Annotated in this window: 10 protein-coding genes; 6 read left to right on the forward strand and 4 right to left on the reverse strand. The window is 61.2% G+C overall.

From position 1 onward, the window contains the following. Nucleotides 1-8: 8 nt before the first annotated feature. Nucleotides 9-776: an SDR family oxidoreductase gene (locus L8K08_RS15080; protein WP_094952746.1), complete on the forward strand. Its 768-nt coding sequence runs from the start codon at nt 9-11 to the stop codon at nt 774-776. Here the strand turns inward: L8K08_RS15080 and L8K08_RS15085 are convergent, their stop codons facing one another. Then, on the reverse strand, nt 777-1,220 hold the full coding sequence (locus L8K08_RS15085; RefSeq protein ID WP_124417691.1) for a carboxymuconolactone decarboxylase family protein: 444 nt from the start codon (nt 1,218-1,220) through the stop codon (nt 777-779). A gap of 153 nt (nt 1,221-1,373) precedes the next feature. Here L8K08_RS15085 and L8K08_RS15090 point away from each other — a divergent pair, with 153 nt between their 5' ends. Beyond that, nucleotides 1,374-2,807: a PLP-dependent aminotransferase family protein gene (locus tag L8K08_RS15090; RefSeq protein ID WP_242198289.1), complete on the forward strand. Its 1,434-nt coding sequence runs from the start codon at nt 1,374-1,376 to the stop codon at nt 2,805-2,807. Nucleotides 2,808-2,891: 84 nt separating this feature from the next. Beyond that, a complete protein-coding gene (locus L8K08_RS15095) occupies nt 2,892-3,293 on the forward strand; it encodes a cupin domain-containing protein (protein ID WP_242198291.1) in 402 nt (133 codons plus the stop codon). Nucleotides 3,294-3,431: 138 nt separating this feature from the next. Here L8K08_RS15095 and L8K08_RS15100 read toward each other — a convergent pair whose 3' ends face one another. Next, on the reverse strand, nt 3,432-4,061 hold the full coding sequence (locus tag L8K08_RS15100) for a DNA-3-methyladenine glycosylase I (protein WP_145166037.1): 630 nt from the start codon (nt 4,059-4,061) through the stop codon (nt 3,432-3,434). Between the two features lie 216 nt (nt 4,062-4,277). Here L8K08_RS15100 and L8K08_RS15105 point away from each other — a divergent pair, with 216 nt between their 5' ends. The 3 genes from L8K08_RS15105 (at nt 4,278) to L8K08_RS15115 (ending at nt 7,154) form a co-directional block, all read left to right on the forward strand. After that, nucleotides 4,278-5,603: a C4-dicarboxylate transporter DctA gene (locus tag L8K08_RS15105; protein WP_242198634.1), complete on the forward strand. Its 1,326-nt coding sequence runs from the start codon at nt 4,278-4,280 to the stop codon at nt 5,601-5,603. 145 nt (nt 5,604-5,748) lie between these two features. Next, entirely contained in the window at nt 5,749-6,450 is a 702-nt protein-coding gene (locus L8K08_RS15110; RefSeq protein ID WP_145166035.1) for an FCD domain-containing protein, read from the forward strand. Nucleotides 6,451-6,467: 17 nt separating this feature from the next. Then, nucleotides 6,468-7,154 carry a GntR family transcriptional regulator gene (locus L8K08_RS15115; RefSeq protein ID WP_145166034.1) on the forward strand — a complete coding sequence of 229 codons (687 nt, stop codon included), beginning with the start codon at nt 6,468-6,470 and terminating at the stop codon, nt 7,152-7,154. A 30-nt stretch (nt 7,155-7,184) separates the two neighbouring features. Here L8K08_RS15115 and L8K08_RS15120 read toward each other — a convergent pair whose 3' ends face one another. Both L8K08_RS15120 and L8K08_RS15125 read right to left on the reverse strand, forming a co-directional pair. Continuing rightward, nucleotides 7,185-7,763, reverse strand: a complete 579-nt coding sequence (locus tag L8K08_RS15120) for a TIGR00730 family Rossman fold protein (protein WP_145166033.1) — start codon at nt 7,761-7,763, stop codon at nt 7,185-7,187. 300 nt (nt 7,764-8,063) lie between these two features. Beyond that, entirely contained in the window at nt 8,064-12,932 is a 4,869-nt protein-coding gene (locus L8K08_RS15125) for an NAD-glutamate dehydrogenase (RefSeq protein ID WP_242198293.1), read from the reverse strand. Nucleotides 12,933-13,300: the final 368 nt, after the last annotated feature.

Below are 13,300 nucleotides of genomic sequence, written 5' to 3' on the forward strand. Positions count from 1 at the left end.
AACCCTTCATGTCCAAGACCCACCTGTTCGACCTCGACGGCAAGATTGCTTTTGTGTCCGGCGCCAGCCGCGGTATCGGTGAAGCCATCGCCAAGTTGCTGGCCCAGCAAGGCGCCCACGTGATCGTCTCCAGCCGCAAGCTGGAAGGCTGCCAGCACGTGGCAGATGCAATCATCGCCGACGGCGGCAAAGCCACGGCCGTGGCCTGCCACATTGGTGAAATGGAGCAGATCACCCAGGTGTTTGCCGGTATCCGTGAACAGTTCGGCCGCCTGGATATTCTGGTCAACAACGCCGCCACCAACCCGCAGTTCTGCAACGTGCTGGACACCGACCTCGGCGCCTTCCAGAAGACTGTGGACGTAAACATTCGCGGCTACTTCTTCATGTCGGTGGAAGCCGGCAAGCTGATGCGCGAGAACGGGGGCGGCAGCATCATCAACGTGGCCTCGATCAACGGCATTTCCCCTGGCGTGTTCCAGGGCATCTACTCGGTGACCAAGGCCGCCGTGATCAACATGACCAAAGTGTTCGCCAAGGAATGCGCAGCGTTCGGCATTCGTTGCAACGCCCTGCTGCCAGGCCTGACCGACACCAAGTTCGCCTCGGCGCTGGTGAAGAACGATTCGATCCTGAAAATGGCGCTGGCGCAGATCCCGCTCAAACGCGTGGCCGACCCGAGCGAAATGGCCGGCGCGGTGCTGTTTCTGGCCAGCGACGCCTCCAGCTACACCACCGGCGTGTCACTGAACGTGGACGGCGGTTTCCTGTCCTGATCATGCATTCGGCGGTTGCTGGCGAAAGCTCACCGCCAGGCGGTTCCAGCCACTGATGCTGGACACCGCCATGGTCAGGTCCACCAATTCCTGCTCGCTGAACTCCACGCGCACTGCCGTGTAGAGTTCATCCGAGACACTTGATGTCGGCAGCGTCGCCACCGACTCGCTCCAGGCCAACGCGGCCTTTTCCCGCGCGCTGAAAAACGGCGAATCACGCCATACGCACAGTGCAAACAGGCGTCGCTCACTCTCACCACGCTGGCGCGCTGCCATCGAATGCATGTCGGTGCAAAACCCGCAGTGGTTGAGCTGCGAGACGCGGATCTTGATCAACTCCAGCAGCGGTTTTTCGATGGACAGTTCAAAGGTCGCCGCCTCCAGCATCAACATGCCTTTAAGCGCTTGCGGTGAGGCGGTGTAGTAATCCAGACGGCGTTCCATGGGCGGTTCTCGGGCGGGCAAGTCAGTGTGCGCTAGCCTAGAGCCCCCGTTCCATAAGCCCTATAGCCAATCGGGCGGTTTATGCGCAGACCATTTTGAGCGCGCTACGCGAGCGAGTAGTCTTGGCCCAGAGCGAATGCCTTGGGATGAAACATGGAACTGCACGTGGTGATCAACGGCCGCAAAGACCTGGCCGAACAGCTGTACCGGCAGTTGCGTGAAGCCATTGCGTCCGGACGCCTGGCGGTCGGCGCGCAGCTGCCGCCCAGCCGCTTGTTGGCCGAGCAAATCGGCGTGTCGCGCAAAACCGTGTCGGACACCTACGCCACCCTGACATACGAAGGCCTGCTGGTGGGCAAGACCGGCCGCGGAACCTTCGTCAACGCCCATACGGTGCAAACCGAACGCGTGCAAACCGCCGCCGACCTGGCTTGTGCCGCCAACCTGGGCAAATGGGCGGCGCTGCCCTCGCCCATGCGCCATCCCACGCGCGACAGCACCCTGCGCTATGAATTTATCGGAGGCGCCACCACCCGCAATCAGTTCCCCCAGGATGAATGGCGGCGCTGTACCCAGGATGCGTTACGGCGTATCGCCCGAGACAGCGGCTTTTACAGTCAACCGGAAGGTTTGCCCGCGCTGCGTGAGGCCATCGCCGGGCACGTCGCGTTTTCGCGCGGGGTGAAATGCCGCGCCGACGACATTGTGGTCACCAATGGCGCGCAGCAGGCGCTGGACCTGATCGCCCGCGTGGTGCTCGAACCGGGCACCACGGTCGCCATGGAAGACCCCGGCTACAGCCCGGCGCGCCAGCTGTTCATGGCCATGGGCGCGCACGTTGCCGGCGTGCCGGTCGACGCCCAAGGCATTCAGGTCGACCTGATCCCGGACGGCACACGGCTGATCTACGTGACCCCGTCCCACCAATTCCCTTTGGGCATGCCCATGAGCCTGGCGCGCCGCGAAGCCTTGCTGGCGCGCGCGTTCGAGCTGGGCGCGATCATCATTGAAGACGACTACGACAGCGAATTCCGCTACGAAGGCCGCCCCACCGATTCCCTGCAAAGCATGGACAGCCGTGGCGTGGTTACTTATGTCGGGACCTTTTCGAAAACTCTGCTGCCGGAATTGCGCCTGGGCTATGCGGTGCTGCCACCGGCCATTTACGGCGCGGTGCTCAAGGCCAAGCAACTGACCGACCAGCACAGCTCCACGCTGCCGCAATGGGCACTGGCCAAGTTCATCAGCGAAGGCTACTTGCTCAAGCACATTCGCCGCTGCCACACGGTGTACGCCGGGCGCCGCGAACGCATCCTGCAGCGCCTGGCAGGTGACTTGGCGCCCTGGTTTGAAGCGGTGCCCAGCGTGGCGGGGTTTCACATGGCGGCGCTGTGCAAGGTGCCGGTGGATATCCCGTTGCTGATGGAACTGGCGCGGCGCGTGGAAGTGGGCGTGTACCCGGTGGATGTGTTCTTCCATGACGCCCCCGTGCGCCAAGGGTTGATCATCGGCTTCGGCGCCATCGAATTGCTCGACATCGACCCGGCGCTGGACCGGCTGCGCGATATTCTGCAGCAGATTGGCTAGCGGGTTTTCCCGCGCATTGGTCATTGGTCAGGTGCACTCGGCGGCGTAGGGTGAAGAGGTCTCGAACTTCTCGGAAACTTCATCATGAAACGACTGCTCGCTGCCACCCTGATGCTCGCCTCGCTCAGCGCCCTCGCCCACGAGCCGGTTTACAACCAGGAATCCATCAAGGTGCTGCAGGAACACGCTTTGATCAACGTGCCCGGCAAGAAAACCATCATGCTCACCGTCGATTACGCACCCGGCCAGGCCACCGTGCCGCACAGCCACACCGGCACTGCCGTGGCGTATGTGCTGGAGGGTGAGATCACCTCGCGGGTCAACGATGAAAAGGCGATTACCTACAAGGTCGGTGAGTCGTTCTATGAAGCGGCCGGCTCGCGGCACTTCGAATCAAGCAACGCCAGCCAGACCCAGCCGGCCAAGCTGCTGGTGGTGATGGTGCTGGATGACAAGGCTGAGGTGTTGACGCCGCTGCCGCAGTAACCAGCCACACCACAAAACTGAATTGTGGGAGCTGGCTTGCCTGCGATAGCGGTACATCAGAAACAGATGTGTTGGCTGACTCACCGCCCTCGCAGGCAAGCCAGCTCTCACAGTTTGAAGGGTGTTGGATTCGAGGATTCAGGGGCGTTTGAATTGTCGGCGAAGGTCTTCGATCTGCGCTCGGCAAGCGCAGCCTTCCAGGTGATCATTGACCATGCCCATCGCCTGCATCAACGCATACATGGTGGTGGGGCCGACAAAGGTCCAGCCGCGTTTTTTCAAGGCTTTGGATAAGCGCACCGACGCCGGCGACGTTGGGTTGCCGGTCCAGTAAGCCATGTCTACCACGGCCGGGCGCTCCTCCTCGGCTGGCTCGAACGCCCATATCCAATGGGCCAACGAGCCGGTTTCATCCACCAGTTCGCACGCCCTGCGCGCGTTGTTGAGGGTGGAGACGATCTTGGCCCGATTGCGCACAATGCCGGGATCATTCATCAGGCGGTCGATATCCGCCTCGCCGTACTGCGCCACGCGGCGAAAATCAAAGCCCTCGAAAGCTGCCCGAAACTGCTCGCGCTTGCGCAGGATGGTGATCCACGCCATGCCGGCCTGAAAGCCTTCCAGGCAAATCTTCTCGTACAGTTGAATATCATCCGCCACCGGCACGCCCCACTCGTGGTCGTGATAGCGCGGGTATTCCGGCGCCGCCGTGCGCCAGGTGCAGTGGGTCTGCCCTGTGGCGTCCGTGGTCAGTCCTGGTGCGTCCATCGATCACCTCGCGAATCAAGCCGCGATGATAAGCGAATTTTTTTCCAGCCCGCCAACCGCTCAAGCATCACGCTTGCCGACCAACTGGTCAGACCGGGAACTGTCAACCGCCGATTATTTACTTGTGATTTCAAAAAAACCCGGCGTAGACTGGCCGCGCACTGGACTTACCGGTAAGACCACAACAATTAAGCCCTGGAACCACCAGGGCAACGAATAGAGATCCCTCCCATGCTCAGATGGTGCTCGCGTTCGATTTTCCTGCAAGTCGTGATTGGCCTGATGCTGGGCATTATCTGCGGCCTGGCCCTTCCCGAATTCTCCTCGCAACTCAAACCTCTGGGTGACGGCTTTATCAAGCTGATCAAAATGCTGATTGGCCTGATCGTATTCTGCGTGGTGGTCAGCGGTATTTCCGGTGCCGGCGACTTGAAGAAGGTCGGACGCATCGGCCTCAAGTCAGTGATCTATTTTGAAGTGCTGACCACCGTCGCACTGGTGATCGGCCTGATCATGGCGTTCAGTACCGGCATCGGCACCGGCGCCAATATTCACCTTGAGCAGCTGTCCTCCGCCGGTCTGAATGAACTGGCCGACAAAGGCCAGCACATCCGCGGCACCAGCCAGTTCCTGATGGACCTGATCCCCAACTCGGTGATCGGCGCCTTCGCTGACAACAACGTGCTGCAAGTGTTGCTGTTCTCGGTGCTGTTTGGCAGCGCGCTGAACCTGGTGGGCGAAGCCGCCTCGGGCATTTCGCGGCTGATCAACGAGCTGAGCCACGTGATCTTCCGCATCATGGGCATGATCGTGCGCCTGGCGCCGATCGGCGTGTTCGGCGCCATTGCGTTCACCACCAGCACCTACGGCCTGGATTCGCTGCAACACCTGGGCAGCCTGGTAGGGTTGTTCTACCTGACCTGCTTTGTCTTTGTCGCGGTGGTGCTTGGCCTGGTGATGCGTGTGTCCGGCCTGCGCATGTTGCCGCTGCTCAAGTACCTGCGCGAAGAACTGCTGATCGTGATGGGCACCGCCTCCTCCGATGCGGTACTGCCACAGATCATGCGCAAACTCGAGCACCTGGGTATTGGCAGCTCGACCGTAGGCCTGGTGATTCCGACGGGCTATTCGTTCAACCTCGACGGCTTCTCGATCTACCTGACCCTGGCCATCGTGTTTATCGCCAACGCCACCGGTACGCCGCTGTCGATGACCGACTTGCTGACCATCCTGCTGGTGTCGCTGATCACCTCCAAGGGCGCCCATGGAATTCCGGGCTCGGCACTGGTGATTCTGGCGGCGACCCTCACCGCTATTCCGGCGATCCCGGTGGTCGGGCTGGTGCTGGTGTTGGCGGTCGACTGGTTCATGGGTATTGGCCGTGCATTGACCAACCTGATCGGCAACTGCGTCGCCACGGTAGCCATTGCCCGCTGGGAAAAAGACATCGATATCCAACGCGCCAACAAGGTGCTCGACGGTCAGCAAGGCTATGCCTTCCAGGCCAAGAAGCCGGTACTGCCGGCGCATCAGGAGTTCTAGCAACGCGATCCAACTGTGGGAGCTGGCTTGCCTGCGATAGCGGTGGGTCAGCCATAACGATGTTGACTGACAGTCAGTCATCGCAGGCAAGCCAGCTCCCACTTGGAATCGTGACCCTATTGGAAACATCCAAGGAGACGTAGACGTGATCAGCACCTCAACCGTCGTCAATTCAGTCGTAGAAAAACTGCGCGCCGCACTCAAGCGTGGCCAGTGGCGGCGTGGAGAAATGCTGCCCGGCCAGCGTGAACTGGCCGAACAGATGGGCATCAGCCGCCCGAGCCTGCGCGAAGCGGTCATCGTGCTGGAAACCCTTGGCCTGGTGCGCTCGATGCCCGGCAAGGGCGTGGTGGTATTGGAAACCAGCGTCAGCGAGCCGCAGGCCAGCGACGCCGTGGCCGACGCCAGCCTCGAAGATATCCTGCAACTGCGCTACACCCTCGAGCCCTTCATCGTCGGCCTGGTCGCCCAATCCATCAGCAGCAAGGAAGTCGGCCAACTGCGCCTGACCTTGATGGACATGCGCGAAGCCCTGGATGCCGGTGACGCCGAAGCCGGCATGAACGCCTACATCGGCTTTCACGAAGAACTGTTCGCGCTGACGTCCAACCCGATCTTCCAGAACGTGGTGCAGCAAACCAGCAACGCCCTCAAGCTGAGCGCGCAAGTCTTGCGCAACTCGCCGGAACATCTTGCCGAGCGTCTGCAAGAGAACGAAGCCGTGGTGCGCGCCATCCGCAACAAGAACAGTGCACTGGCCAGTGCCGAGATGCGTCGGCACATCCTCCAGGAAGGCCTGCGCATGGGCATTCGCTTGAACATCCCGGACGACCATCTGGGCAGCTGAATTTTTGGAGACCGGCCATGACCGCCCACGCGCTGCAACGCGATCCCATTCTCCCGGCCCTGCGCCTTGTGGCCGGTAAAAAGCCCTCGGTGGATGACATCTACCCGCGCTTGTTCGATGCCATCCTCGAACAACGCATCGCCCCCGCCAGCCGGTTTACCGAAGAAGGCCTGGGCGAAACCTTCGGTGTGAGCCGCAGCGTGATTCGACGCGTATTGGCCAAGCTGTCCCATCAGCAAGTGATCATCCTGCGTCCCAACCAGCGCGCCCAAGTGGCTGCGCCGGACGCCCAGCAGACGCGGCAGATTCTGGAAGCCCGGCGAATGACGGAAGTTACCGTGGTGCAGCTGGCCTGTGCCCAGGCCACGCCCGCGCACATTCGGCAGTTACGTGAGTTGATCGCCGGTGAACGTGACTGTATTGACCGCGACCAGCGCGCCACGGCGATTCGCCTGTCCGGGGAGTTCCACCTGCAATTGGCCGCGATGGCACACAACGCGCCCCTGGCGCAGTTCCTCAACAGCCTGGTGCCGTTGACCTCATTGATCATTGCTCAATACGAGGCACACGCCTGCACGTACTGCGCGTGGCAGGAGCATGTGGCGATTGTGGATGCGCTGGAACAACGCGATGTGAACCGCGCGATCGGCCTGATGACCCAGCATCTGGATCATCTGGAGGCGAAATTGCTCACGCTCAACTGACGCTCGCCACCGCGTCGGTTGCCTGTGGCATCAGGTGTCTTCTCGCGTGATCCACTTGGGCACGTTGGGCGCCTGATAACTCAACACGGCAGCCAGCAAACGCTCGACGTTCGGTTCCACGATCAGCATGTTGCGGTGCACGGGTTTTAGAAACGCCTCACTGACAACCGAATCGAGAAACGTGGCCAGGCCGTCGTAAAAGCCGTTGATGTTCAGCAGAGCGCAAGGTTTTGCGTGCTGGCCGAGTTGCGCCCAGGTCCACACCTCAAACAACTCTTCAAACGTACCGAGGCCGCCGGGCAACGCGATAAAGCCGTCGGAAAGCTCGGCCATCAGCGCTTTGCGCTCGTGCATGGAGCTGACGATGCGCAAATCTTTGAGGCCGGTGTGCGCCAGTTCTTTTTCGGCCAGAAACTCTGGCATTACCCCGATCACTTCACCGCCATGGGCCAGCGCGGCGTCAGCCACCGCCCCCATCAAGCCGACCGAGGCGCCACCGTAGACCAGGCCGATACCCGCCTTGGCCAGCGCCTCACCCAATTGAGCCGCCATTTGCGCATACACCGGCAATCGGCCCGCGCTTGAACCCGAGAAAATACAAAGTCGCATACACCCTCGCTTGATCTGAATGTGTTGAGCACAGCCCCCATTTAACCACGCCAGGTCCCACGAGCAGAATTAGCCTACCGGCCACCTTTAAGCATTACTTCGTAGATCGATCGTACAAAGATCCAATTGTGGGAGCTGGCTTGCCTGCGATCGCGGTGGGTCGGTTCGCACATCTTTCACTCAAAGACCGCCATCGCAGGCAAGCCAGCTCCCACACGTGGCCAAGGGTGTCTGGTAAAGCGTGGCGAAACAAAAAGCCCCCGCATCTCACGATACGGGGGCTTTTGTTTTACCGCAGGATCAAGCCGATTGCAGCACCGACTGACCGCTCAACGCCAGGTCCAGCAGTTCACGGTTGGCGACTGCATACATGGCGTAGTCCGTGCCGACCGCAGCACGGATTTCGACCATCATGGCGCGCCAGCGATCAGCCATGTCCTGATGCTGCTCAAGCCACAGGGCCACACGGGCTTCCATGTCGTGTGGCGCGTCGGCCATTTGCAGAACAGAGATGGTGATCGCGCGCTGCTGCCAGTCCACGTCATCGCGGAAAGCTTCGCGGGCCGCGGCCTGCCAGTTGTTGGCCACCGGCAGATCGCTGATCTGCTGCAAGTACCATGGCAAGTCCAGGGCGCTGCCGACGGCGAAGTAGGCCTTGGCCACTTCGGCGGCGTCATGCCCGGTCACGTCGGCGGCTTCGATGATTGGCAGCAGGGTGTACAGGTGAGTCGTGCCTGCAACCATGCGCGCCAACAACTCTGGCACACCCGCTTCGGTGTAGGCCTGGTAGCGGTTCTGCCAGCCTTCGCGGGTCGGGCCTTCCAGCAGTTCGTCGAGCTTGAGGCCCAGCGCTGCCAGGTGCGGACCGAAGTGCGCGGTGTCACGGCCAGCGTCCTGCTCGTTGCGACGGCTGCGCAGGAACCAGCGCGTGGCACGGCGGCCCAGGCGCATCAGCTCGTCCATCAGCTCCAGTTGCACGTCAGCGGAAACCTGGTGGTCCAGGGCTTCGATCTGACGGAACCAGTGCGGGAGATGGAAAATGTCACGCACGATCACGTAGGCACCGGCCACGTTCGCCGGGCTCATGCCGGTCGACTCTTTGAGTCGCTGCACGAAGGTGATGCCCATGTGGTTGACCAGGTCGTTGGCGATCTGGGTGCTGACGATCTCGCGCTTGAGGCGGTGGCGACGCATGGCTTCGCCGAACTTGGCGACCAGGCTCGGTGGGAACGCGGTCTCCATGTCACGGGTCAGGTAGTCGTCATCCGGTACCAGCGACTTGAGCAGGGCTTCCTTGAGGTCGATCTTGCTGTAGGAGATCAACACCGACAGCTCCGGACGGGTCAGGCCCTTGCCGCTGGAGGCGCGCTCGGTGAGCTGCTCCTCGGTCGGCAGGTACTCGATGGCGCGGTCCAGCTTGCCACGGCCTTCCAGGTCGCTCATCAGACGCTTGTACTCGGCAGCACGCTCGTAGGCACGGCGCGCAGCCAGGGACAGGGCCTGGGTCTGCTTGTAGTTGTTGCCCAACACCAGGTTGCCGACTTCGTCGGTCATGCTCGCCAGCAGCTGGTTGCGCTGCTTGTCGGTCATGTCACCGGCCTGCACCACTTCGTTGAGCAGGATCTTGATGTTCACTTCGTGGTCGGAGCAGTCCACGCCACCGGCGTTGTCGATGAAGTCGGTGTTGGAACCGCCGCCATTGAGGCCGAATTCCACACGGCCCAGTTGGGTCATGCCCAGGTTACCGCCCTCGCCCACCACCTTGCAGCGCAGCTCGTTGCCGTTGACACGCAACGCGTCGTTGGCCTTGTCGCCCACGTCGGCATGGCTTTCGGTGCTGGCCTTGACGTACGTACCGATGCCGCCGTTCCACAGCAGGTCTACCGGCGCCTTGAGCAAGGCGTTCAGCAGCTCGGTCGGGGTCAGCTTGTCGGCCTGAATGTCGAAGCGCTCTTTCATCTGTGGCGAGATGGCAATGCTTTTCGCGCTGCGCGAGAAGATACCGCCGCCTTCGGACATGATGCTGGTGTCGTAGTCGGTCCAGGCCGAACGCGGCAGCTCGAACAAACGCTTGCGCTCGACGAAGCTGGTCGCCGGGTTCGGGTTTGGATCGATGAAGATGTGCAGGTGGTTGAAGGCCGCGACCAGTTGCAGCGTGTCGGACATCAGCAAGCCGTTACCGAACACGTCACCGGCCATGTCGCCGACGCCGACCACCGTGATGCTGTCTTCCTGCACGTTGATGCCGCGCTCACGGAAGTGACGCTGCACACCCACCCACGCGCCCTTGGCGGTGATGCCCATTTTCTTGTGGTCGTAACCGGCCGAACCACCGGAAGCGAACGCGTCGCCCAGCCAGAAGCCGTAGTCGATGGCGATGCCGTTGGCGATGTCGGAGAAGGTCGCAGTGCCCTTGTCCGCTGCCACGACCAGGTACGGGTCATCGTCGTCATGACGCACGACGTTGGCCGGTGGCACCAGGGCGCCGTCTTTGAGGTTGTCGGTGATGTCCAACAGGCCCGAGATGAAGATGCGGTAGCAGGCGATGCCCTCGGCCGCGATCTCGTCGCGGGTGCCGCCCAATGGCAGGCGACGCGGCAGGAAGCCGCCCTTCGCGCCCACGGGCACGATCACCGAGTTTTTCACTTGCTGGGCTTTTACCAGGCCGAGCACTTCGGTACGGAAGTCTTCTTCACGGTCGGACCAGCGCAGGCCGCCACGTGCCACATTGCCAAAGCGCAGGTGCACGCCTTCAACACGCGGCGAGTACACGAAGATTTCAAACTTCGGCACCGGCTTGGGCAGCTCAGGAATCGCGCGCGGGTCGAACTTGAAGCTGAAGTACGACTTGTTCTGGCCGTTGGCGTCGGTCTGGTAGAAGTTGGTCCGCAGGGTGGCCTTGATCAGGTCCAGGTAGCGACGCAGGATGCGGTCTTCGTTGAGCACCTGAACGTCGTCCAGGGCGGTGAGGATCGCTTGTTCCAGGCGTTGCTGCTTGTCTTCCAGGTCGTCGGCGGTGAGCTTGCGCGCCAGGTAGAAGCGGGTCTTGAACAACCGGGTCAACTCGCGGGCGATGTCGGTGTGGTTGTTCAGGGTGCTGGCGATGTAACCCAGGTCAAAGCCCAGGCGGATCTGCTTCAAGTAACGCGCATAGGCACGCAGCAGCGCCACGTCGCGCCATGGCAGGCCGGCAGTCAGTACCAGGCGGTTGAACGCATCGTTTTCGGCATCGCCATGCACGATGTGCACAAACGCGTCCTGCAAGGTGTCGTTGAGCTGCTGGATATCGAGGTTCACGCCTTCGGCGGCGATGAACGCAAAATCGTGAATCCAGAACTCGCGGCCATTGGCGTGACGCAGGCGGTACGGGAATTCACCCAGCACGCGCAGGCCGAGGTTTTCCAGGATCGGCAGCACGTCGGACAGTGCCAGCGGCGTATCCGCGTGGTAGAGCTTGCAATGCAGTTCGCGCTGGCCGGAAACCTGGCCCAGCGGCTGGTAAAAGCTCATTACCAGCGGGTTGGCTTCGGTCAGGCTGTTCAGGTGTTGCATGTCGACCACGGCCGAATGCGCGGCAAAACGCTCGCGGTAGCCGGCCGGGAAACCTTTCGGGAAATCCGCCAGCACGTTGGTGCCCTGGGCTTCGCCGAAGCTTTCGACCACAAGGCTCGAGTAGTCGTCCTGCCAGCTGCGGCAGGCCTGCACCACTTCTTTTTCCAGTTGCAGCGGGTCGATGTCCAGGCGGTTCTTGGGGTCAACCCGCAGAATCAGCTGAACACGGGCCAACACCGATTCAGAGAAGAAGGTCCAGAATTCGCAGTCCGAGGCTTTCAGGCGATCCATCAGCACTTGCTGGATCTTCTGGCGCACTTCGGTGGAATAGATGTCGCGCGGCACGTAGGCCAGGCAGTAGCAGAAACGACCGTACGGGTCTTTGCGCAGGAACACGCGGATCTTGTTGCGTTCCTGGATCTGCACGATCGACATCACGGTGCTGAACAGCTCGTCGACCGGGGTCTGGAACAGGTCGTCACGCGGCAGCACTTCAACCACTTGAGCAAGCTCTTTGCCCAGGTGAGCCTTGGGTTGGAAACCCGAACGACGTTCGATTTCCGCGACCTTGCGGCGGATGTACGGAATCACTCGCACGCTTTCGCCGTACACCGAGGAGGTGTAGAGGCCCATGAAGCGGTGTTCCTTGATGACCTTGCCGTCAGCGTCGATCTCGCGGATCGACACGTAGTCCGGGTAAGCCGGGCGATGCACGCGGCTTGGGTGCGCGGCCTTGGCGAACGACAGCACGGTCGGCTCACGCAGGTAAGCCACGGCGTAGTCTTCGATGCGCAGGTCTTCGGCGGTGAGGCCGGCACGCAGCAGCTTGGTCAGACCGAGGAAAGAGTTGGCGTCATATTCGATATGCCCGCCGTCCGCCTCGTCACGTACCACGAACTCTTCATAGCCCAGAAAGGTGAAGTGGTTGCCCACCAGCCATTCGAGGAAGTTCTTGATCTCGGCTTTTTCTTCGCCGTCGATGCTGAACTGGCTGGCGTCGATACCGGCCAGCAGGTCCTGGACCTTGGCTTTCATCGGTTCGAAATCAGCCACGGCCACGCGCACTTCGCCCAGCACCTGCTCAAGCTCTTTGCTCAGCACGTTCAGTTCGGCGGCATTGGCGCAGCGGTCGATTTCCAGGTACATCAGCGATTCTTGCTGAATGCCTTCGCCCTGGGTGCCTTTAGGCAGGATTTCCAGCAACTCGCCCTTGTTGCCACGGCGCACGCTGAGCACGGTGGTTTGCAGGGTGTGGATGCTGTAGCCACGACGGTTCAGCTCGGTACGCACCGAGTCGACCAGGAAGGGCAAGTCATGGTGCAGCACTTCGACCGCGGTGTGCGTCGATTGCCAGCCATGACGTTCGTAATCGGGGTTGTAGACCCGCACCTGCGGTTGGGTGTGATCAAAGCGCTCAAGCAGGCGCCAGGCAGACAAGGTGCAACCGGCCAGGTCGGAAAGGCGACGTTGGGTCAGTTCGTCCAGGGAAATGATGCCGAAAAATTGTTCAGCAAACAGCGCCACTTGTGGCAGTGCCTGTTCACTGATGTGCTGCGCCAGTGCCGCTTGCAGTTGATGCTGGAAGTCGGCCTTGCTGGCTGCGGTGAAGAACGCCATCTGTGGTACTCCGCTTGGGCTTGTTATTGATGGAAGCGTCGCGTGTTATCCCCTTGCGGGGAGACCGTCAGCTCTGTTCGCGGTCTACAGTAACGAATTCAGAGTGACAGGTGGGTGAAGCTGGACAAGACAATGAGGTCACATACAACTTCCATAAGATGTACACCGTGCAGGGCGACGGTACGACGGGCAGGTCAGACTCCCGGCACAGGGCACATCCGTTGCGCAGCTTAACGAGTGTAGGAAGACAGCTGCTTGCGACGCTGCGACATATTCGGTCATCGGTACGCAGGCTTGGGGTTGCGACTTGAGCAACCCGGATTTTTCCGAGGAAAAACCGCCTGTTTTCAAGCTCGCGAGTACCGAAA

The organism is Pseudomonas sp. TREG-RG-20F-10-E-6-01 (genome assembly GCF_022662455.1).
Lineage (GTDB): Bacteria > Pseudomonadota > Gammaproteobacteria > Pseudomonadales > Pseudomonadaceae > Aquipseudomonas.